Raw genomic sequence first — 22812 nt, 5'->3', positions numbered from 1 at the left:
AAATTGCATAAAATATTTTAAAGAAAATCATTTGAATGAATAATAAGCTTTTCAATATTTCCGATAAAGTCGTTCTTATAACCGGAGGAACAGGGGTGTTGGGATCAAGTATGGCCGATTATCTATTTTCCGAAGGAGCACGGGTCGCCATTTTGGGTCAAACCCAAAAAAAGGTGGAGGACAAAGTCCAATCATTTGAAAAGAACTCTACCCATATCCTAGGTTTTTCAGGAAGCGTTCTGGAAAGGAATTTTTTGGAAGATGTAAAGAAAAGTATTGTAAATGCTTGGGGAAAAATTGATGTGCTCATCAATGCCGCTGGAGGAAACATGCCCGGTGCAGTAATTGGTGAGAATCAGACTATTTTCGATTTAAAAATGGAGGACTTCAGAAAAGTATCGGAATTAAACTTGGACGGTTCAGTACTTCCATCTTTGGTATTTGGTGAACAGATGGCCAAGCAAGGTTATGGTTGTATTTTAAATGTATCTTCCATGGCGGCGGATCGGACCCTGACCAGGGTAGTGGGCTATTCAGCATCAAAAGCAGCCATCGATAATTTTACCAAGTGGATGGCCACAGAACTCGCCCTTAAATTTGGTGAAGGTCTTCGTGTCAATGCCATTGCCCCTGGTTTTTTCATCAGTAATCAAAATAGAAATTTATTAGTAAAAGAAGATGGGAGCTATACCGAGCGGGGGCAGACGATAATCAAAAATACCCCAATGCAACGCTTCGGTAGGGCAGAAGAGCTGCATGGAGCTGTACACTGGCTCATTAGTGATGCAGCAAGTTTTGTAACCGGAACCATTATTCCCATCGATGGTGGGTTCAGTGCTTTTAGTGGTGTTTAAAATTTGAATTATGGGTTTAGTGCAGAATTGAATCGTTGCTTTACCTCAATAAATAGTAGAATGAAACTAATCAAGATTGTTTTTTTATCTATCCTTGTTGCGCAACTTACAAGCTGTGTACAGGAAGATACCGCGAAGACAATCCGATTGGCCCATGGGCTGGATGTGAATCACTCCGTACATAAGGCCATGGTAAAAATGGGAGAGGATTTGCAAGAGCTTTCCCATGGAAAACTAAAAATTGAAATTTATCCCAATCAACAATTGGGTACCGAACGAGAGATTTTGGAGTTGATTCAATTGGGAAGTTTGGACATGACCAAAGTATCGGTGGCCACGTTGGAGAATTTTGCCCCCAAGACCAAGATTTTGGGACTTCCGTATCTGTTTGAAAGCCGAGAACATGCCTTTGAGGTGTTGGATGGCCCTATAGGTCAATCGCTTTTGGACAATGCAACACAATTTCGACTGAAAGGACTTGGGTATTATGATGCTGGTTTCCGAAGTTTTTACACCGAACATGAACCTATAAAAACCCCTGACGATTTAAAAGGGCTTAAAGTCAGGGTGATGGAAAGCATAACGGCAATGGACATGGTAAAAAGTTTGGGCGGGTCACCAACACCCATTTCGTGGGGAGAGCTGTATACGTCGCTTCAACAAGGCGTCGTGGACGGGGCAGAGAACAATCCACCCAGTTTTTACCTTTCAAGACATTATGAGGTTTGTCCATACTACTCGCTGGATGAGCATACATTTTCACCCGATGTCTTAATTGTAGGCACCCTGTTCTGGGACAAACTATCCGAACAAGAACAAGGTTGGGTAGATGATGCGGTTAAAAAATCACTGCAACATCAGCGGGTTTTATGGGCCGAGTCGGAGGCGCAAGCTTTGGAAGAGGTGAAGAAGGCAGGTGTGGAAATTTCATATCCAGACAAAGAACCTTTTAAAGAGTTGACGAAGGGTATGTACAAAGAGTTTGAAGATGAACCCGAGTTGAACAAAATGATACAACAAATCAAATCCCTTGCAAACTAATGGAATTCAAGAAAAAAGTGGATAATATTTTGGGGCACATCCTTGTCGTGTTGATGAGTCTTATGGTCTTGAATGTGTTATGGCAAGTGTTTAGCAGATATGTTGTGGGACAGCCAAGTGCATTCACAGATGAGTTGGCCAGATACCTTATGATATGGTTGGGGCTGCTTGGAGCGGCCTACGTGTCAGGAAAAAGTGGCCATGTTGCCATTGATATTCTGGCCAAACGCTCCAGCCACAAAAAGCAGAAGCTCCTAAAAAGAATAGTTTGTAGCGCTATCATCTTTTTTTGCCTTACGGCAATGGTCATCGGAGGTAGTTGGTTGGTCTATACCACTTATGAATTGAAACAACTTTCACCGGCTTTGGGACTGCCTTTGGCATATGTGTACATGGTGATTCCGATCAGCGGTCTTTTGGTAATGTACAACAAGACTTGGGAAATATGGGAAGCATGAGCATAATGGAATACATACCACTCCTTGTTTTGATCATCAGTTTTGTGGGGCTCTTGGCAATGGGAACACCAGTAGCTTGGAGTATCGCCATTTCATCACTGTTGACTTTATTGGTGAGCGTTCCTATGTTGCCTGCATTTGCCACAATTTCACAACGAATGGCCACAGGATTGGATAGTTTTGCCCTCTTGGCCATACCATTCTTCGTATTGTCTGGAGAATTGATGAACCAAGGCGGTATAGCCCATCGATTGATTGCCTTTGCAAAGACCTTGGTGGGCGCACTTCCAGGAGGTCTTGCATTGATCAATGTAATATCCGCCATGCTTATGGGGGCCATTGCAGGTTCTGCTTTGGCATCCGCATCGGCCATGGGAAGCATTCTTGGTCCCGAAATGGAAAAAGAGGGCTATAGCAAAGAGTTTGGTGCAGCCGTCAATATCACTTCGGCAACGACAGGGCTGGTCATTCCCCCCAGTAATATTTTGATTGTGTATTCCTTGGCAAGCGGAGGGGCTTCCATAGCAGCGCTTTTTTTGGCGGGATATATTCCTGGATTGATCACTGGACTGTTGCTTATGATTGTCGCCATGCTATGGGCCAAGAAAAAAGGCTACGGTAAAGGAGAACGAAGCTCCCTGAAACAAGTTTTCAAAACCTTTGTTGATGCCGTTCCTAGCCTATTTTTATTGGTGTTGGTCATTGGCGGGATTGTCGCTGGCATTTTTACTGCCACCGAAGCCTCGGCCATTGCAGTTCTTTACAGCTTGCTATTGGGCTTTGTATATAAACAGATAACCTTTGGCAAGCTTCCTGAAATCTTTTTGAATGCCTCGGCCACTACGGCCATTGTAATGTTGTTGATCGGGGCCTCAATGAGCATGTCCTGGGTGCTGTCTTTTGAGCATATTCCGCAAGAAATCAGTTCTGGACTTTTGTCCATCACCGATAATAAAATAGCCTTGCTGCTCATCATAAATCTGATATTGTTATTTGTGGGTATCTTTATGGATATCACGCCGGCCGTGCTCATATTCACGCCCATATTTTTACCGATTGTCACAAAATTGGGTATAGATCCTGTACATTTTGGAATCATCATGATCTTGAATCTGTGTATTGGGTTATGTACACCTCCGGTGGGTTCGGTACTTTTCGTTGGAGTGGGAATTGCCAAGACATCCATCGAAAAAGTCATTAAACCATTATTGCCACTTTTCGTGGCGATGATCGTGGCTTTGTTTCTGATCACCTATATACCCGAATTGGCCCTTTGGCTGCCAAGAGTGTTCGGATTATAATCGAGATAAAATGATAAAAATTAACCAATGACACATAAAATGAAAAACTTAAAATATGGCATTGTGGCACTTCTTTTTGGATGGGCCTGTACCGATGCTCCGAAGGATGACACTCCATGGGTTGATTTATTTGATGGCACCTTGAATGGATGGACCCAAAAAGGCGGGGAGGCCGATTATGAAATCAAAGAGGATATGATTGTGGGCTCAACGGTACACGACACCCCAAATTCCTTTTTGACCACGGATAAAATGTATGATGATTTTATTTTGGAGTTGGAGTATAAAGTGGATTCCACAATGAACTCTGGCATCCAGATTCGGAGCAATAGCTTTCCATACTACCAAAATGGAAGGGTGCATGGCTACCAGATTGAGATTGACCCTTCGGACAGGGCGTGGAGTGCCGGAATTTATGACGAAGGTCGTAGAGGCTGGCTGGTTACCTTGGACGATAATCCTGAGGCGCAAAAAGCCTTCAAACAAAATGAATGGAACCATTATCGCATTGAAGCCATTGGTGATACTTTAAGAACTTGGATCAATGGTGTACCCGCTGCCCATCTTATTGATGAGAAAACTGCCAGTGGATTCATTGCGCTTCAAGTGCACAGCATTGGAAAGGAACAAAAAGCAGGCACTGAAATCGCTTGGAAGAATGTCAAGATTTTGACGGATAGTCTATCAAAATACACAAAAGAAATACCATTGCCTCCCCTGATCACCAAAAACCATATTAATGTAGATGAGGCCAAAAATGGGTGGAAACTACTTTGGGATGGTAAAACCGCAGATGGGTGGCGTGGTGCTCGTTTGGATGAATTCCCAGATAAAGGATGGGTGATGGAGGATGGTGTGCTCACCGTTCTCTCCACAGGAGGTGAAGAATCTGCTGCAGGCGGTGATATTGTCACCACCGAGCAATATGGCGATTTTGAACTTATGGTGGACTTTAAACTGACCGAAGGGGCCAATAGTGGAATCAAATACTACGTAAACACGGATTTGAACAAGGGGCCTGGGTCTTCCATTGGGTTGGAATACCAAATCTTGGATGATGCAGTGCATCCTGATGCCAAACTGGGCAACCATGAAGGCAGCCGTACTTTGGCATCACTGTACGACCTCATTAAAGCGGACCCTGATAAACCCGCGAATCCCATTGGGGAATGGAACACGGCGCATATTATTTCCAAGGATAATTACGTGGAGCACTGGCTCAATGGCATGAAGGTATTGGAATACGAACGCGGCAATGATGAATACAAAAAATTGGTATCCGAAAGCAAGTATAAAGTATGGCCAAATTTTGGAGAAGCATCTACCGGTCCAATCTTATTGCAAGATCATGGGGACCGGGTAAGCTTTAAAAATATCAAGATAAAATCCATCAACAAACCTTAATCACATGACCACTAGACGAGATTTCATCAAAAAAACGACCACGGGAACAGCTGCTGTTACTTTGGGAAGTATGGTTCTCCCTTCTTGGGCCAATGCCCATATTTTAGGGGCCAATGATCAAATAAATTGTGCGGTAATCGGAGTGAGAAGCAGGGCCAAAGCGCATGTTCTGGCCATCCACCAAGATGCCAATGCCAAGATTTTGTACAGTTGTGATGTGGACGATACCATAATCGAAGAACACAATGCTTGGTGTCAGGAACACATCGGATATGTGCCCAAAGTGGAGAAGGATTTTCGAAAAGTGTTGGAAGACGAAGACGTTGATGCCATTTTTATCGCTACTCCGGAGCACTGGCATGCACCCATGGCCATAATGGGTCTCCAAGCTGGAAAGCATGTTTATGTGGAGAAGCCCTGTAGCCATAACCCCTATGAAAACGACCTTTTGGTCGCTGCACGAAACAAGTATGGAAAAAAAGTGCAGATGGGGAACCAACAGCGGTCGGCAAAAACCTCGCAATCCGCTGTGGAGGACATCAAAAAGGGAATCATTGGAGAAGTTTTTAAGGGTGAAGCCTACTATTCCAATAATCGGGGTTCCATAGGCAATGGAAAAATGATTGACGTACCACAAACCTTGGATTGGGAACTGTGGCAAGGTCCGGCCCCAAGAGAACGTTATCGAGATAATATCCACCCCTACAACTGGCACTGGTTCCGAAATTGGGGCACGGGGGAAATCCACAACAATGGTACCCATGAAATTGACATTTGTAGATGGGCCTTAGGTGTTGATTTGCCTGATACAGTGACTGCCTTCGGTGGTAAATTTGCCTATAATGACGATTGGGAATTTCCGGATAATCAGCAGGTGACTTATACTTTTCCGGGAAATAAATTCATTACTTGGACATCCCACAGTCGTGGTATTATGAAACCTGAACGGCCTGGAAGGGGGATTACCATTTATGGCAGTGAAGGGACCATTGAGCTGAGCAGAAACTTTTATAAATTGTATGATCTAGGGGGTAATCCCATCAAAATAGAATATGAAAAGGAGTTGAGTGCCACCACAAACACCCAAGGCATAGGTGCATTGGATGTAGATCATGTGGCGAACTTTTTCAGTGCCATCCGCAAGGATACCTTCTTAAATTCTGAAATCAGGGATGCCAGTGTTTCCACTATGCTTTGTCATTTGGGAAATATGGCTCATGATGCCGGTCATACACTTCAGGTAGATGCCAAAACAGGTAAAGTCCTGAACAGTGAAAAGGCCATGCAAAGCTGGAAACGAGACTACGAAAAGGGGTGGGAACCTAAATTGTAATATACTATGAAACGTCGGGATTTTATTGTAAAAGGGAGTTTGGCCAGTTCAGCGGCACTCTATGCTCCAACCGTTTTGGGCTACAACGCCCCAAGTGCTAATGACACCATCAATATTGGAGTTATTGGGACAGGAGATCGCGGCGGAGGACTTATTCCATTCCTCAATGAAATTCCAAATATGCGAGTGGTGGCTTGTAGTGATATTATTCCGTTCAGACTTGAGTCTGGACTTTCCAAAGTCGATGGAAAAGCCAAAGGCTATTCAGATTACAGAAAACTGTTGGAAGATAAGAACGTGGATGCCGTTTTAGTGGCAACGCCGCTCAGTACACATGCGCAGATAGTAGTTGATGCCCTAAAAGCAGGTAAACATGTCTATGGCGAAAAGACCATGGCTAAGGGTTATAAGGGAATAAAACAACTGGTAGATGCGGCGGAATCATCCGATAAAACATTTCAAGCAGGGCACCAATACCACAGCTCTAGACTGTATACTCATATTGTGGATGAAATCCATAAAGGTAAAATCGGGAAGATAACCGCTTTTGAATGTCAGTGGAACAGAAATGGGAATTGGCGTCGACCTGTACCGGACCCAAAATGGGAACGCATGATCAATTGGCGTATGTACAAGGAATATTCCAGTGGCCTTTTGGCAGAGTTGTGCTCACACCAGCTGGATTTTGCCAATTGGGTGTTGGGTGCCATGCCCGAAAAAGTCATGGGTGTCGGCGGAATCGATTATTGGAAGGACGGCAGGGAAACCTATGACAATATCCATTTGATATACAGTTACCCCAAAGGGGTAAGGGCGTCATTTACCTGCCTTACCAGTAATGCCATGGGCGATTACAAGGTAAAGGTGATGGGTGATAAAGGAGCCTATATCTTGGATTATGCGCAGGCATGGTACTACCCGGAAGGAAGTTATCAAAAAGAGATAGGGGAGGTCGATGGTGTTTCCGGGGCCACATTGAATTGGGATGAAGGCAGAGGCATTCCGGTCAATTTTGTCCATGAAGACTCCAGTAAGCAAGCTTTGATGGATTTTAGGGACAGTTTGATGAACAATACAAAACCTATTTCCAATGCAAAAACTGGTGCCATGGCCGCACTCTGCGTTCAAATGGGATTGGATGCCATGTATGAAAATACCATCGTGGAAACCAAGTCAAAAAATATTGATGAGATATTGGGATAGGTAAAATATATAGGCCAATTACAGTATTGGACCTAAAACCTCCCAAACATTTTCCGCCACTATTTTTTGCCCTTCTACGGTGGGGTGTATGCCATCACCTTGGTTGAGGTCAGGTATTCCCGCAACATTTTCGAGAAGGAACGGAATCAGCTGAACATTCTCTTTTTCGGCCAATTCTGGGAATATAGTTTCAAACCGTGATGTATATTCAGGTCCCATGTTTGGTGGAATCTTCATTCCGGCCAAAATAATTTTCGCTTCGGGCAACTTTTCTTGCACCATATCCACCATTGCTTGGAGATTCGACTCGGTTTCATTTAGTGGAACGCCTCGAAGTCCATCGTTCGCCCCCAATTCAATAATTACCACAGAAATGCCATCTTCCAACACCCAGTCCAATCGATTTTTTCCACTTGCTGTGGTCTCTCCGCTCAAACCGGCATTGATGACCCGATAACCCAACTCCAAAGAATCAATCCTTTGTTGAATTAGGGTTGGGTAGGCCTGTCCCATTTCAAGACCATATCCAGCCGTCAAACTATCTCCAAAAAAAAGAATTTTCTTATCAGAATCGCTAGAGGTGACCACCGTCTCCGATTCATCATTCGATTCAGCCTGAACTTTTTTCTCTGAGGTTTTTCCCCCACACCCCAAAAGTAGAAGGGTCAAAAAATAACAAAACATTAACTGCTTGCCGTGCCGAGGATTTTTTTTGATGAAGGTCAATTTTAGTATTTTGAGAGTTTTAACCAAAAGCATATATGTCAAAGATATTAAAAGTTCAAAACCTCCATAAAACTTATCGGAGTGGAGAACACGACCTCAATGTATTGAATGATGTTTCCTTTGAAGTGGAGCGTGGCGAAACATTTGCCATTGTCGGTCCATCTGGAAGTGGAAAAACCACTTTGTTGGGATTGTGTGCAGGTCTGGACATCACCAATGAAGGGGATATTTGGCTGTGCGGTAAAAATTTGGCTGACCTTGATGAGGATGGAAGAGCTAGGTTAAGAAATGAGAATGTTGGCTTTGTGTTCCAAGACTTTCAACTATTGCCTACGCTAACCGCGTTGGAAAATGTGATTGTCCCTTTGGAACTTCGGAGCATAAAAAAAGCAGCAGAGCAGGGTAAAGAACTGTTGGCTAAAGTTGGATTGGAGGACCGTGCTGGTCATTATCCTTCGCAGCTTTCGGGAGGGGAGCAACAACGTGTGGCCTTGGCTCGCGCTTTTGCGAATAAACCTTCTATATTATTTGCTGATGAACCTACCGGAAATTTGGACGATGAAACCGGCACCAAAATAGAAAAACTACTGTTTGAACTCAATAAAGAACAAGGAACCGCTTTGGTCATCGTGACCCATGATTTGGAATTGGCCCAAAAGACCGATAAAAGTATTCGGTTGCGGTCCGGTAAAATTGAGGAAAGTTATAGCTGATGCAGGAAGAACAGAAAAAAGGAACCGGCATAGGGTGGTTGTTTAAGATGGCATGGCGTGACGGAAAAGCAAGCTATGGCAAGCTTTTGCTATTCATCTTTTCCATTACACTGGGCGTAGCGGCTGTTGTCAGTGTACATTCATTCAGTGGATTACTTAAAGAAAATATCTCATCACAATCCAAAGCACTTTTAGGAGCAGATTTTGTGATTGAAAGTGATAAACCTGTCAATGAGAGTGTCATCGGAATCATGGATTCTTTGGGTGGTGCCGATGCCAAGGAAATCAATTTTCTTTCCATGGGAGCATTCCCAGGGAATGAAGGCACCAAACTGATGGAAGTCCGAGGTGTTGAAGGTGGTTTTCCATTTTACGGAGGTCTAGAAACCAATCCAACTTCAGCCATTGATGATTTTCGGGAAAATGGTGCCTTGGTAGATGCCACCACTATGATTCAATTTGATTTACAAGTGGGAGATAGTATCAAGTTGGGTGCCATTACACTTCCCATTGCCGGAGCTTTGAAAACAGTTCCCGGGAGTAATTCGGTGTTTGGTGCCATTGCACCTCCCGTACTGATTCCATACAACTATATCGAAGCCACGGGTCTTGTTCAAACAGGGAGCCGTATCGACTACAAATACTATTTTACGGCGGATGAGAATCAGGATATGGAACTTTTAAATGATGAATTGGACCCTATTCTCGATAGTGAAGATGCTGATATTGACACCCATGTATCCGAAGCGAGACGCATGGGGAGGCGGTACGAAAACTTCGGTAAATTCTTGAATTTGGTAGGATTCATTTCACTTTTGTTGGGCTGTGTAGGCATTGCAAGCGGAATGAGCATTTATATCCGAATGAAGTTAAAGTCCATTGCTGTGCTCAAATGTTTGGGTGCTACCAAATGGCAGAGTTACCTCATATTTTTTGTTCAAATCGCTTGCATGGGTTTGATTGGGGGACTTTTAGGAAGTTTAGTGGGCTATTTTATTCAACGGTTGTTCCCAGTATTGCTAGGTGACCTACTTCCCGTTGATGTTGGGATATCCCTTTCTTTTCAGAGCATTGTTTTAGGACTTGCCCTAGGCATTACCATGTCGGTTCTATTTGCTTTATACCCTTTAATCAGGACCTTATATGTTTCTCCATTGCAAACATTGCGCGTAGTGGAGGAGAAGAGGTCCCGTTCTTCAAAATCTACCATTGCGGTCGGAGCAGCGATAGTTCTGTTTGTCCTAGGCTTTTCCTATTGGCTTTTGGGCGATTTTGAACGATCTTTATTTTTTGTGCTGGGCTTAATCGTGGTTTTTTTGATTCTGACCGGAGTCGCCCAATTTTTCATGGGGATTTTAAAACGATTTTTCCCGTATTCATGGAGTTTCACCGCCCGGCAAGGACTTCGAAATCTGTTCCGGCCACAAAATCAGACCCTTATTTTGGTATTGGCCATTGGTATTGGAACGTTTTTGATCAGTACTTTATATTTCACCAAGGATATGCTTCTGCAAAAAGCAGCCATTGAAGATAGGGCCAACAGTGCCAATATGATTTTGATGGACATCCAAACAGAACAAGCAGGTGCCATAGCAAACACCATTGAATCTTCCGGGTTGCCTGTTATTGATGAAATCCCAATCGTGACCATGCGAGTTGAAACCTTAAAAGGAAGGCATGTGGAGCAAATCCGAAAGGATACTACCTACCAAGTGAGCCGTTGGATATTGAACCACGAGTTTAGGGTCACCTATCGAGATAGCCTCATTAATTCTGAACAAATAATAGAGGGGGAATGGCCAGCTTCAAGGCGGTACTCTTATATTCCAATTTCGGTAAGTGAGGATTTTGCCAACATGGCTAAGGTTTCTGTGGGCGATAAAATTAAGTTTAATGTGCAAGGGAAGATTATGCACACGAACGTAGTAGGTATCAGGGCCGTAGATTGGAGTAGGCTACAACCTAATTTTTCTGTGGTATTTTCTAATGGAATTCTAGAAAACGCACCCCAATTTAAGGTGATGACCACCAGAACAACCGATGATGAAAACTCTGCACAACTGCAACAGAAATTGGTACGGCAGTTTCCCAATGTTTCTATTTTGGATCTCAATCGCATGCTGACCCTTTTAGAGGACATTTTGGGGAAGATCAGTTGGGTTATCAACTTTATGGCTTTCTTTAGCATTTTTGTGGGTGTGGCAGTCCTTATGGGTGCCATTTATAGCAGTAAACACCAGCGTGTGAAACAAGGGGCATTGCTTCGGACCCTAGGGGCTAAAGGAACCCAAATTTTAAGCATAATTTCCATTGAATATGCTGTTTTGGGATTTTTGGGTGCTTTAATGGGTGTGATTCTGGCGGTCATTGCCAATGCTTTGTTGGCGTATGCCCTTTTTGATACCACGTTTACGCCATCTTTTGTTCCTTTCCTTGTGATTATGCCGTTGATTATCCTTCTGGTTTTTGTTCTGGGTGTAGGAAATAGTTTGGCCATCGTTAGAAATTCACCCCTTGTCGTTCTACGAAAAGAAAAGGAGTAGGGAATCAAAACCAATTTCTGCTTATTTGTTTTATATTGAACATCAGCGTGTTAAATAAACACTTATATTGGAGGTTCATTAGAAGATATGATGCAGATGACCAAAAGGCTCAAGGGTGATTTTGATTTCGTAAAGACAAAAAAGAACGTATTCCCTAAAATTACGGTGGTTAAGGGAGTGGTACTTGTCTTGATGATTTTTACGCTTCTTGTGGGAAATGCTCAAAACCAAAAAGCACAAAATCCCATCATCTTTGCGGATGTACCCGACATGTCGATGATACGTGTTGGAGATGCCTATTATATGAGTAGTACCACCATGCACATGAGTCCAGGGGTTCCCATCATGAAGTCCACAGATTTATCTAATTGGAAACTGGTCAGCTACGCCTATGATACCTTGGCGGACATGGATGAGCTTACTTTGGAAAACGGTAAAAATGCCTACGGAAGAGGATCTTGGGCCAGTTGTATCCGATACCACAATGGTGTTTTTTATGTTTTTACTTTCGCCGGAACTACCGGAAAAACCTATGTGTATTCTACAAAAGATATTGAAAATGGCCCATGGGAAGTGAAATCTTTTGAGCCTTCCTATCATGACCTGACCGTACATTTTGATGATGATGGCAAGGTGTACATGATTTGGGGCAATGGAAAGCTAATGATTGCTGAGCTAGAAGATGATCTATCCGGAGTAAAGGAAGGCACGGAGCGGGTGCTTATTGAAAATGCCAGTGCTCCAGCAGGAGATAATATTATGTTGGGGGCAGAAGGCTCTCAACTGTTTAAAGTAAATGGAAAATACTATCTGTTCAACATTGCCTGGCCTCGCAATGGGATGCGAACTGTTTTGATACATAGGGCTGATAATATTTATGGACCCTACGAAGGGAGAGTGGCATTAGAAGACCGAGGTATTGCGCAAGGCGGTTTGATTGACACTCCTGATGGCGATTGGTATACCTATCTTTTCAGGGATTATGGTTCGGTAGGAAGAATACCTTATCTAGCCCCGGTCACTTGGAAAGACGGATGGCCAATAGTAGGAGTTGAAGGCAAAGTGACCGAGACATTGGACTTACCCGCCAGTTCAGGATTGATTCCCCATATTGTGGATAGTGATGAATTCAGCAGACAGGAGGGAGAACCTGACCTTCCCTTGGTATGGCAGTGGAATCATAATCCAGTGGATAGTTTATGGTCAGTAACAGATAGAAAGGGGTATTTGAGACTTATTACGGGACGGGTGGATGAAGGCTTTGTTCAAGCGAGAAACACGTTGACCCAAAGAACCATTGGTCCGGTTTGTTCAGGCACAACAGCTTTGGATGTTTCAAACATGAAAGAAGGCGATTTTGCCGGGCTGGTTTTGCTCCAAAAGAAGTTTGGTCAGATTGGGGTGAAATACGAAAATGGACAAAAGAAATTGGTGATGGTAAGTGCCCAGAATGACCAACCTGAGGTAATGGAAAGCTTGCCATTGGCACAAGAGGTAGTCTACTTAAAAGCCGTATGCAACTTCATCGATTTAAAGGATGTCGCTGATTTCTACTATAGTATGGATGGTGAAGATTGGATTAAAATGGGGGCTCAGCTGAAAATGTCATACACCTTGCCCCATTTTATGGGATATCGATTTGGACTCTTTAATTATGCCACAAAGGAAATTGGAGGATATGTAGATTTCGACTATTTTAGGATAGCAAATAAAAATGATTGATTAATTTCAAACATCCGTTAACTAAAAACAAACTCAAAATGAAATTCAATTCAACAAGACACGCATTGCTATTGCTGTGCTTCGGTACGGGTATGACGTAAGGCATATCCAGTCACGCTTTCAGACTCAACTTTCTGACATTTATTTTAGGGAAAGACCTTTACGTCCGTTGTTTTTTGTAGATGAATGTATTCAAAAAATGATGGCATGGTGTTCGCCGATAGACGACTTGATACATGTGAACTTTAGCGTTTGTCGTCAACAATTTCTAGGGATGATTTGTGAAAAAACCAATGGCTTTTTCTGAATTAAGGAAGACAAGCCGTCTTTTCAAAAGCTTGTTTTCATGCATGTTATCCGCTGTCAAATTATAAATTGATGATATCGAATACCATTTTTTGCAAATTTTATCTGTAAATTTTATTGCGATTTCAACCCATTTAAAATCGATTTTTCATTGAAAAACCTAAAAGCAACTAGACTAATAAACATTGTACTTGTTGTTATGTTCCTGAAATGCTTTGGGGTAACTGCCCAAATTTCAGACTACGAATACAACTTTGTGAACATTGACCAAAGAAGCTCCCAGCGTGCGGTTTCTACCATTGTTCAGGATAGCCTTGGCCTAATTTGGATGGGTACCAACGGAGTCGGCTTGCAGAAATACAATGGTTTGGACTTTGTTTCCTATAAGCAAGATTTTACAGATTGCACTTCTCTGAACAGCTCATTGATTTATAAAGCTTTTGTGGATGTACGCAATCGATTGTGGGTGGGAACAGAGGCTGGGTTGAATGTATATGACCGTGATACGGACGCCTTTCATCAGGTAACTTTATATAAAGATTCCGTTGCGCTGGAAAGTGTGCCGATTAGGGCCATTCAAGCATGTGAAACTGGAAAGCTTATCGTAGGTTCCCATTACCATGGACTCTTTGCAGTTGATCCAGAAACCCTCACTGGACACAATGTATCCATGGGAGATAACGATGTTTCTTCCCTGGAAATTAACAGCATCATAAAAAATGAGGATAGGGAACTTCTAATAGGAACCAATCAAGGTCTTTTTTCCTATGAAGCTGGAAAAGTTGTCCAAGTTTCCTTGAATCTTCAGGGGTTAAAAAATGATAAGAATGTTCCTTATGACATTGAATCCATGATAAAGGACGAGGACGGGTCCATTTGGATAGGGTCATTTGAGAATGGCTTGGTCAAGATAGAAATTGATTCGTTTAATTCCTTCAAAGCGCACAATTACAGGATAAGTAGTGAGCGAATCCTGTCCATTGCCCAGGCCCCAGACGGAAATATCCTATGTGGCACCGAGAACGATGGTCTTTTTGCATTGAAAAAGAACGGAAAACTCGTTAAGCACTATCGGTATAATAAATTCGATGTCAATAGTATAAAAGCGAATTCCATCTGGTCCATATTTGTGGATAGACAAGACCGTATTTGGATTGGATATTACAATAACGGGGTGGGGGTCTATGATAAATTGTACGATAAGTTTATGGACATTAGAAGCCTTGCCAACGTTAACAATTCGTTGCAATCTCCATCGGTTAGTGCCATTGCGGGGGATAAATATGGTCAAATGTGGATTGGACTGGACGGTGGTGGGGTTGATGTCTTCAATCCTAAAACAGGAAATATAGTGCACCTTAACAATCCGCGGAATACCATGGGTGCCAATTTGAGTGCCGAAGATGTAACAGCACTCTTTATTGACAGTCGCAATAATGTTTGGGTAGGAACATGGAATTCGGGAATTTACCATTTGCCCGATGGTTCCAGAAGATTTATCAATTATACCGCTTCAAATACCAATGGAGGTTTAAAATCGGATAGGGTCATGAGTTTTGCGGAAGACCCACAAGGCACTATTTGGATAGGTTCCTATGTTGAGGGACTGCATTCCTATCATCCAGAGCGAAAAGAATTTGTGTATCACAATGAACGAATATTCAGTGACCCAACTCCTGGTGAAGGAGCAATGCGTATTGTACTGATCGACAAAAACAATACAATTTGGATGGGAACCACTGCTGGGCTTTATAAGCTATTGGATAATGGGGCTCAAAACCAAAAAGCAATATCGCTTAGAGGACCTATGTACAAAAGTTTGGGGAATCCGCTTGTTGTGGATGCCGTAGTTTCCCTTTTTGAAGATAGTCGCGGTGACATTTGGATTGGAACTGATGGTGCCGGTCTCTGTAAATATAACCCCGTTGCGGATAGTTTTACATGGTACGGAACCAATGAGGGAATTAAACAAGAGACTATCGCCTCCATTTTGGAAGATGACAATGGAGACCTTTGGATTGGCGGTAACAATGGATTATCCCATTTTGATTTTGAGGAGCAGGCCTTCAAGAATTTTGACATCAATGATGGTCTTCTGGCCAACGATTTTAATTTTAATTCGGCGTTCAAGGATCAAAATGGCATGTTGTATTTTGGTAACTATGGGGGTATAAATTACATCGACCCGAACCATGTAAAGACCAACACCAACAAACCCGAGGTCTATTTTACGGATTTGCGACTTTTTAATAATCGGATAGGTCCCAATGATGAGGAATCACCATTGGATAAGGTGATTGCCCAAACAGACGCACTAACACTAAAACATAGTCAATCTGTATTTACCATAGAATACGCCGCCATTAATTTTACGCGCCCCAAAAAAAATCAATACGCCTACATTTTGGAAGGTTTTGATGATGCATGGAACTACGTAGGCCAGACCCGAAGCGCCACTTATACCAACATTTCCCCAGGGAACTATACCTTTAAAGTTAAAGCAGCCAATAACGATGGGGTATGGAACGAGACTCCAAAAACCCTTCAAATAACAATTTTGCGCCCATGGTGGGCCACCAATGTGGCATTGGCTTCTTATATCTTGGCGATACTTTTGGTTTCCTATTTTTTGGCCCGCTATATATCCCAACGAATCCGTGAAAAAAGAATGGTCGAAGCAGAAAGAGAAAGAAGACTGCAAGAAGAAGCCCTTAATGATAAAAAGTTGCAGTTCTTCACCAATATTTCCCATGAATTTAGAACTCCGTTGACACTTATTCTGAATCCTTTGGAGGATATATTGCACGATTCAAGACACAAGTTATCCAGACTTACCCATGAAAAGCTCCGCGTAATCCATAAAAATACCTCTAGGCTAAAACGTCTTATCGATGAACTTATGGATTTCAGAAAGTTGGAAATCAATAAGTTTTCCGTTCGCATTTCGGAATTGGAAGCCACCAAGTTTGTAAATGAGGTGTCAGGACATTTTGAAGAAGAAGCCGCTTTGCGGAATATTATTCTCATGGTGGAGTCCGATGATGACCCCATTCCTTTTTGGAGTGACCCTTCACTATTGGAAAAAGTGATTTTCAATATTCTGTCCAACGCTTTCAAGATAACCCCGGATAACGGTTTTATCACCATTGGTGTTTTTAAATGTGGTCAAAATGTCCATTTCCCGTTGATTGATGCCCCAGATGGAGTGAAAGCATTGGAAATTTATATTGAGGATACGGGCCACGGGATCAAGAAGGAAGAACTTGAAAAAATATTTGAGCGCTTTTATCAAGTTAAAGAAATGAACCGTCAGTATTATGGAGGTACGGGCATAGGATTGGAAATGGTGAAAAGCTTTGTGGATCTCTTAAAAGGCAAAGTCATTGTGGAGAGTGAGGAAGGCGTGGGAACCAAGTTCCGGATATTTCTGCCCTTAGGCAAAGATCATTTTGAAAGCGATGAGGTAATGGCAGCTCCAAAAAGCGAAAACACTGTTGCTTCCCAGCCCATACCTGAAGACTCTTTGGAAACGACCTATTTGTCGGCTTCCAACCGCACGCTGCTCATTGTGGAGGACAATGCGGAATTAAGGGCCTATTTAAAGAATGAATTGGAGAGTGAGTACACTGTATTTGAAGCCGTAAATGGGGTGCAAGGACAGGAAATCGCCTTAAAAAGGCTCCCAGATTTGATTCTTACCGATGTGGTGATGTCAGAAATGGATGGGTTTGAGTTCTGTACACGGATTAGACAAGATATTAAAACCAGCCATATTCCGGTTTTGATGTTGACCGCCAAGGCAATGACCGACGATTGGGTGAAAGGAATTGATTGTGGTGCTGATATCTACCTAAGCAAGCCCTTTGAAATGAAAGTGCTTCGGGCGCAACTCAGACAAATTATACAGAGCCGACAAATCTTGTTCAATAAATACCTGAGTGATTCCGATAACTTCAAGATTCCGGACAACACTTCTTCACTGGACAAGAATTTTATGACTCAAGTGCTGAATTACATCACCAAGAATATTGCTGATGAAAACCTTAATGTTGAATCTCTGGCAGATGAGTTACATCTTAGCCGAAGTCAGCTGTATCGAAAAATAAAGGCGATGACAGGGCTCACTGTAACGGAGTTTTTACGTAAAATACGGCTGGAGCACGCCAAACGATTCATTGAAAGTGGCACAGAATCCATTAGCGAGGTATGCTACAAAGTAGGGTTTTCGTCACCTTCGTACTTTACCAAATGTTTTAAGGCACAGTTTGGTGTTTTGCCCACGGAATTAAAATAAGACCCTTCTTCGGCCCTAATTGATGCGTTCGTATTGCATGGCATCATTATTCTTGGCAACAAGGAGGTACTTTTTGTTTTTAGCTTCAATGGGAGCCATGTTTTTGACATCACCATTCACAAAGAAGCCACTTTCTGAAGCCTTTATCGCCTTAAAATTGCCTTTGCCATTTCCTTTTAACAGAAGTCCATATCCTGCGTCGTTTCGTGGTGTTTCTACCTCAGAGACATAAAGATTACCGGCAATGAGAAAATCCAAAGCGCCATCTTTGTCATAATCATCTACCAAAATTTGATTGATGCTGGACAGCTGGGCTTCTATTGGAAGTTGATGTATCTCGAACTTACCGTCCTTGTTTTCCAAATAAATGCTTGCAAACGATTTAACTTGATAATGCAAGGACGATTCCAATGGCTTTTCTCCATAAACATCAACCAAGGTTGCCTGTGAGAAGCTTTCGTAGTTCTCAAATTTCTTTTTGATGCCAGGAATCTGTTGAGAGGAGCATTCCCTACCTCTCACCGGATATTGTTTTCCCTCGTTGTAGTAGCTCAATACAATATCCACATTTTCATCACGATCAAAGTCATTGACAAAAATGTCGAAGGTTTCCTCTTCAGACGCTTTGTATTTATAGTTTAAGCCATTGTTGCCAACGATATAATCCATATCACCGTCATTATCAAAATCGCCCTGCTCAATGCTCCACCACCAACCCGTGGTGTCTATATTGAGACCCATTTCTTCGGAAGTTTCCACAAAGCCAGTCCCCGTATTCTTGAACACCCGAATAGGCATCCATTCCCCAACTACAATAATATCCAGCCAATCATCATTGTTATAGTCGGTCAGAACGGCACTGGTTGCCATGCCCAGTGCTTCAAAGGCTTCTGGCTGCATGTTCTGGGTCAATTGAAAGACAACTTTTTCAGGAGTGCTTTTGTTCATTAAAATATAGCTATGGGCCGGACTTGGATAATTCCCGGGTACTTGCCTACCCAATACCAATAAATCTTCCCTTCCGTCCTTATCAAAATCACCATGGTACGCCATAGAACCGCTCACTGGGATAGCAGGCATTGCATTGGTATCGGCCTTGGTGAAATTTCCAATTCCATCATTGATGTAAAGTCGGTCTGCAAGTTGCTCCGCATCTGGAGCATACTCGTAACCGCCACTGACCACATATAGATCTTGGTCACCATCACCATCCGCGTCAAAAAACAGGGCACCGTTGTCCTCACTGCCTTTGTCTTGTTCCAAAAACTGGGAATTGCCCATTTCAAAACCTGTTGCTGATTGAATGAATATAGCTCCGGACATGCCTTTGGATGCACCTACGAAATAATCGCTCAACCCATCACTGTTTACATCACCGACGGCTAAAGCTGGACCAAAGGAAGACATTTTGTGGGGTAAAAGCACCTGTTTTGCAAAATCATCGTTCGCATTTTCTTGATGGGTATACTCTGGAAAAAGTTGGGTAGTATCTTTTTGAAACAGTCTTGCGTCAACGGCAATATCTTTTGTGGATAAGTTGGCATCCGAATAATTGAAGACCAATTTTTGATTGACATCAATGTCATTTACAAGCTGCATTTTTCCATCGGGCCAAACCACCTTGATCTCATCTATATTTTCAAAGGCACCTAAACCAAAATGGAGTTCAGGGGCCACAGAGGATTGAAATCCTCGGGTCGAGGTAAGCTCTTGCATCTGGGTATGGCCGTCCGTACTAATATAAACCCGCGTTCCAAGCCCAAAAGCATTCCCTTTTTGACCCGAAAAGGCAATTTTAACGTAAGCGTTTTTCGTTGAACTTTTGTTTTCAAAGATTGAAGCAAAATCATCCAAGTTATTGGTGATGATTTCCAAATCACCATCATTATCTAAGTCGGCGTAGGCACAGCCATTGGAAAATCCTTTGTATTCGATGCCCCATTTTTCATTGGAGCGCTCAAATTTTAGGTCCCCTTTGTTTTGAAAAATGAAGTTGTCAATTTTTTCAGAGGGAATGTGCAGACTCAGTTGGAGGAGACTATCTCCCTTATTGTCCATTTCCTCAAGTTTGTTGAAATAGTCATTGTTGTTAATTTCCCGTCGGGTACCATTGGATACAAAAAGGTCTTTGAGTCCATCATTGTCAAAATCGGCAAACAGGGGACCCCAACTCCAATCGGTTGATGAGGTGCCGGTAATTCTTGAAACATTTGAGAAATGGGGCACACCATCTTCATAAAAACCAGAATTCAGTTGTAGGCAATTGTGCATATATTGGTAATGGAATCCGGCATTGACGACATCCCAGAACAATTTTGGATTCATGCTGGCCATATTGGCCTTTTTCCGTCGATTGGTCTTTGCATCCATATCAACCTGAAAAACGTCAAGATTTCCATCATTGTTGAAATCGGCAATATCCACTCCCATTCCATAGAAGGCAGTATGGGATGTAGCTTCTTTGACCACTTCCCTAAAGGTGCCATCTTGGTTGTTCAAGTACATGAGGTCCGGTGAATTGAAGTCACTTGAAACATAGAGATCTGGCCAAGAGTCGTTGTTCAAGTCACCTACTGTGGCACTCAACGACAGACCGAAGGCTATAAGACCAGCATCACCGGTTACGTTGGTGAAATGATCTCCATCGTTTCGGTACAAATGGTCGGATTCAATATCCGTTACATTGTTCATTCGGTAGGTGTACACAAAAGTAGGTGAACTGAAAGAAGTGGGAGGGTAGTTGGCCACATATAAATCCAGGTCGCCGTCTTTGTCATAATCGAAGAATGTGGCTTGAACGCTATTTCCTGGATCATCCAAACCATATTCGGCTGCTTTTTCGGAGAAGGTACCATCGCCATTGTTTAGGAACAATTGGTTGTTTCGCGGTCCAAATTTTCCACTGACGGAGCAATAAATATCCAAATAGCCATCTCCATTGATGTCGGCCATGGCAACGCCTGTATACCATCGGTCATCACCGGCAACACCAGCAGTTTGGGTGATATCTTCAAATTTAAGGTCCCCCTTGTTGAGATATAGTTTATTTGAAACTTGGTTGCCCGTAAAATAGATGTCTATTAGACCATCATTGTTGATGTCCCCAGTAGCAACGCCACCGCCCATATAGAGATAGGAGTATGTGAAATAGTTCAGGGAATCATTTTCCGTTAGGTGATTGGCAAAATCCACTCCAGTTTCTGTTGGACTCAATGTCGAAAAGATCTTGGCATCTTCAGCTGGCACAGATGTGTCTTTTTGATTGCAATTAAAAAAAATTGCCAAGACCACCACACTAAAAATTAAGGAAAATAAACTTCTTAAAACTTTTTTAATACGCATTACAAACAACACTCAAATTTTTACAGAAAAAAACAGCGTGCAATGGTACACGCTGTTTCACTAAAATTAATTCAAAAAAACTAACTCAAAATTAAAGTCTTAGTAGCCAGGGTTTTGATCAGCATCTGTTAATGCGCCGTTGGCATTGATTTCCCCTTGAGGTATTGGCAATAGCTCATGTTTTCCAGCTTGGAAGTTGCTTCCTGCCAATTCTGTATCGGCAATACCCCATCGTAAAATATCGTTAAAACGTACCTGTTCACCAGCTAATTCGCATTTGCGTTCGTGTACAATGGCATCGAAAACCTGCCCTGAATTCAACGAGGTGGATAATGGTGCCAAACCGGTACTTGGTCTTGTTCTTACTTCGTTGATATAACCAACGGCTCTTGCAGGGTCATTTTCATATACGCATTCGGCCATCATAAGCAATACATCAGCATAACGCAAATACTTAAAGTTGATACCCGATTGTTGATCTTCTGAAGCTTCGGCATAATAGTTTTGGTATTTCTTCCAACCGGCTCTGCGTACAGTACCACTAGCATCGGCCAAATCACTTTCTTGGATGGTGCCACAGCAATAATCATCTCCTGCTTGATAAAAACTATCTTGAATTCGACCATCGCCGTCTTCAAATTCATCCAAAAGGTCATCAGAAATGTAAACGTTGAACCAATTTAAAAGACCATATTCTTGACCTCTAAAACCTGCCTCTGCAGTTCCGGTGGAAGGAATGCCCCATGGCTGCCCTCCAATTTCATCGTCATATACCACTTCGAAAATTGACTCTTTTCCGAATTCGTTTGCCTCAGTGAAGTTGTCAAAAAAGTTTTCCTCCAACTCAAAAGCACCATATATCTTCTCAAACTCGGTCAAAGCGGCAGATTTATTGTTTCTGAACAAATAAACTTTGCCGAGAAAGGCTATGGCCGCTTCTCTGGTGGCTCTACCTGTATCTTCAACATTCTTGGAACGCAGTGTAGTTGTTGCATCCGTTAGATCTTGGATGATAATATTGTAGATGTCATCAACTGAAGCCCTAGGTTGTCCTTCGGTACTGGTACCATCATTGATTGGCACACCACCAAAACGTGTTACTAAAAAGAAATAGTACATCGCCCTCATAAACTTGGCCTCTCCAATAAATTTGGCCTTCATCGCACCCGAAAGTTCTGTTTCAGCGATTTCGTTTATTTTTTCTTCGTTATTAATGACAAAGTTACAATTGGTTATACCTCGATAGCACGCATCCCAGTATAATGGAATTGAAACGTGGTTTGGATTGAAGGAGAACTGGATATATTCTACTTTATCAGCTTCCAGCTGTTGGTTACGACCATTCTCTTGCGACATATTGTCCATCATAAAAAACATATGACGAGAGTAAAGCCCTCTTTCCTGCAAAGAGGCATACGCTGAATTTACGGCAGACTCCACCTGTGCCGAAGTGGCAAAAAAGGTTTCTGGAGAAAGCTCATTGGGATTGTTTTTGAACAGAGCATCTTCATCGCAAGAAACAATTAGTGCTATGATAAAAACTAAGCTTATTAATATTTTATTTTTCATGTC

General features: G+C 42.5%; 14 protein-coding genes. 11 read left to right on the top strand and 3 right to left on the bottom strand.

Annotated features, from left to right (window positions below; all coding sequences use genetic code 11):
• Positions 1–35: 35 nt before the first annotated feature.
• Genes ACFSJE_RS04545 through ACFSJE_RS04515 form a run of 7 tightly spaced genes read left to right on the top strand, consistent with a single transcriptional unit; the run spans position 36 to position 7594 of the window.
• The gene (locus tag ACFSJE_RS04545; protein ID WP_379829795.1) at positions 36–854 is read left to right on the top strand and encodes an SDR family oxidoreductase; all 819 of its coding nucleotides are present in this window, start codon (positions 36–38) and stop codon (positions 852–854) included.
• A 60-nt stretch (positions 855–914) separates the two neighbouring features.
• On the top strand, positions 915–1895 hold the full coding sequence (locus ACFSJE_RS04540) for a TRAP transporter substrate-binding protein (protein WP_379829794.1): 981 nt from the start codon (positions 915–917) through the stop codon (positions 1893–1895).
• Complete coding sequence (locus tag ACFSJE_RS04535) at positions 1895–2353, top strand: TRAP transporter small permease (RefSeq protein WP_379829793.1); 459 nt, start codon at positions 1895–1897, stop codon at positions 2351–2353. The genes ACFSJE_RS04540 and ACFSJE_RS04535 overlap by 1 nt, the downstream gene beginning before the upstream one ends.
• A 5-nt stretch (positions 2354–2358) precedes the next feature.
• The gene (locus tag ACFSJE_RS04530) at positions 2359–3654 is read left to right on the top strand and encodes a TRAP transporter large permease (RefSeq protein WP_379830040.1); all 1296 of its coding nucleotides are present in this window, start codon (positions 2359–2361) and stop codon (positions 3652–3654) included.
• A gap of 39 nt (positions 3655–3693) precedes the next feature.
• Positions 3694–5058 carry a 3-keto-disaccharide hydrolase gene (locus tag ACFSJE_RS04525; protein WP_379829792.1) on the top strand — a complete coding sequence of 455 codons (1365 nt, stop codon included), beginning with the start codon at positions 3694–3696 and terminating at the stop codon, positions 5056–5058.
• Between the two features lie 4 nt (positions 5059–5062).
• On the top strand, positions 5063–6391 hold the full coding sequence (locus ACFSJE_RS04520; RefSeq protein WP_379829791.1) for a Gfo/Idh/MocA family oxidoreductase: 1329 nt from the start codon (positions 5063–5065) through the stop codon (positions 6389–6391).
• A 6-nt stretch (positions 6392–6397) separates the two neighbouring features.
• Positions 6398–7594, top strand: a complete 1197-nt coding sequence (locus tag ACFSJE_RS04515) for a Gfo/Idh/MocA family protein (protein ID WP_379829790.1) — start codon at positions 6398–6400, stop codon at positions 7592–7594.
• 18 nt (positions 7595–7612) lie between these two features.
• Here the strand turns inward: ACFSJE_RS04515 and ACFSJE_RS04510 are convergent, their stop codons facing one another.
• Positions 7613–8278 carry an arylesterase gene (locus tag ACFSJE_RS04510; RefSeq protein WP_379830039.1) on the bottom strand — a complete coding sequence of 222 codons (666 nt, stop codon included), beginning with the start codon at positions 8276–8278 and terminating at the stop codon, positions 7613–7615.
• Positions 8279–8355: 77 nt separating this feature from the next.
• Between ACFSJE_RS04510 and ACFSJE_RS04505 the strand changes: the two genes are divergently transcribed.
• The 4 genes from ACFSJE_RS04505 (at position 8356) to ACFSJE_RS04490 (ending at position 17898) form a co-directional block, all read left to right on the top strand.
• Entirely contained in the window at positions 8356–9033 is a 678-nt protein-coding gene (locus ACFSJE_RS04505) for an ABC transporter ATP-binding protein (RefSeq protein ID WP_379829789.1), read from the top strand.
• Positions 9033–11576: an ABC transporter permease gene (locus ACFSJE_RS04500; protein WP_379829788.1), complete on the top strand. Its 2544-nt coding sequence runs from the start codon at positions 9033–9035 to the stop codon at positions 11574–11576. Before ACFSJE_RS04505 ends, ACFSJE_RS04500 begins: the two co-directional genes overlap by 1 nt.
• A 96-nt stretch (positions 11577–11672) precedes the next feature.
• Positions 11673–13298: a glycoside hydrolase family 43 protein gene (locus tag ACFSJE_RS04495; protein WP_379829787.1), complete on the top strand. Its 1626-nt coding sequence runs from the start codon at positions 11673–11675 to the stop codon at positions 13296–13298.
• A gap of 505 nt (positions 13299–13803) precedes the next feature.
• Positions 13804–17898 (top strand): hybrid sensor histidine kinase/response regulator transcription factor, encoded by a 4095-nt coding sequence (locus ACFSJE_RS04490; RefSeq protein ID WP_379829786.1) that lies wholly within the window; start codon positions 13804–13806, stop codon positions 17896–17898.
• A gap of 15 nt (positions 17899–17913) precedes the next feature.
• On the opposite strand, the gene ACFSJE_RS04485 is transcribed toward ACFSJE_RS04490, so the two are convergent.
• On the bottom strand, positions 17914–21144 hold the full coding sequence (locus tag ACFSJE_RS04485; protein WP_379829785.1) for a VCBS repeat-containing protein: 3231 nt from the start codon (positions 21142–21144) through the stop codon (positions 17914–17916).
• Positions 21145–21339: 195 nt separating this feature from the next.
• Complete coding sequence (locus ACFSJE_RS04480) at positions 21340–22809, bottom strand: RagB/SusD family nutrient uptake outer membrane protein (RefSeq protein ID WP_379829784.1); 1470 nt, start codon at positions 22807–22809, stop codon at positions 21340–21342.
• Between the last annotated feature and the right edge of the window lie 3 nt (positions 22810–22812).

It is taken from the genome of Flagellimonas iocasae, from assembly GCF_042682725.1.
Taxonomy (GTDB): Bacteria; Bacteroidota; Bacteroidia; order Flavobacteriales; family Flavobacteriaceae; genus Flagellimonas; species Flagellimonas iocasae.
This window is presented reverse-complemented; position numbering and strand designations above follow the sequence as displayed.

Excerpts from the sequence above, each read along its gene's own strand:
- ACFSJE_RS04545 (WP_379829795.1), top strand. The coding sequence starts at position 36 with ATGAATAATAAGCTTTTCAATATTTCCGATAAAGTCGTTCTTATAACC.
- ACFSJE_RS04540 (WP_379829794.1), top strand. The coding sequence starts at position 915 with ATGAAACTAATCAAGATTGTTTTTTTATCTATCCTTGTTGCGCAACTT.
- ACFSJE_RS04535 (WP_379829793.1), top strand. The coding sequence starts at position 1,895 with ATGGAATTCAAGAAAAAAGTGGATAATATTTTGGGGCACATCCTTGTC.
- ACFSJE_RS04530 (WP_379830040.1), top strand. The coding sequence starts at position 2,359 with ATGGAATACATACCACTCCTTGTTTTGATCATCAGTTTTGTGGGGCTC.
- ACFSJE_RS04525 (WP_379829792.1), top strand. The coding sequence starts at position 3,694 with ATGAAAAACTTAAAATATGGCATTGTGGCACTTCTTTTTGGATGGGCC.
- ACFSJE_RS04520 (WP_379829791.1), top strand. The coding sequence starts at position 5,063 with ATGACCACTAGACGAGATTTCATCAAAAAAACGACCACGGGAACAGCT.
- ACFSJE_RS04515 (WP_379829790.1), top strand. The coding sequence starts at position 6,398 with ATGAAACGTCGGGATTTTATTGTAAAAGGGAGTTTGGCCAGTTCAGCG.
- ACFSJE_RS04510 (WP_379830039.1), bottom strand. The coding sequence starts at position 8,278 with ATGTTTTGTTATTTTTTGACCCTTCTACTTTTGGGGTGTGGGGGAAAA.
- ACFSJE_RS04505 (WP_379829789.1), top strand. The coding sequence starts at position 8,356 with ATGTCAAAGATATTAAAAGTTCAAAACCTCCATAAAACTTATCGGAGT.
- ACFSJE_RS04500 (WP_379829788.1), top strand. The coding sequence starts at position 9,033 with ATGCAGGAAGAACAGAAAAAAGGAACCGGCATAGGGTGGTTGTTTAAG.
- ACFSJE_RS04495 (WP_379829787.1), top strand. The coding sequence starts at position 11,673 with ATGACCAAAAGGCTCAAGGGTGATTTTGATTTCGTAAAGACAAAAAAG.
- ACFSJE_RS04490 (WP_379829786.1), top strand. The coding sequence starts at position 13,804 with ATGTTCCTGAAATGCTTTGGGGTAACTGCCCAAATTTCAGACTACGAA.
- ACFSJE_RS04480 (WP_379829784.1), bottom strand. The coding sequence starts at position 22,809 with ATGAAAAATAAAATATTAATAAGCTTAGTTTTTATCATAGCACTAATT.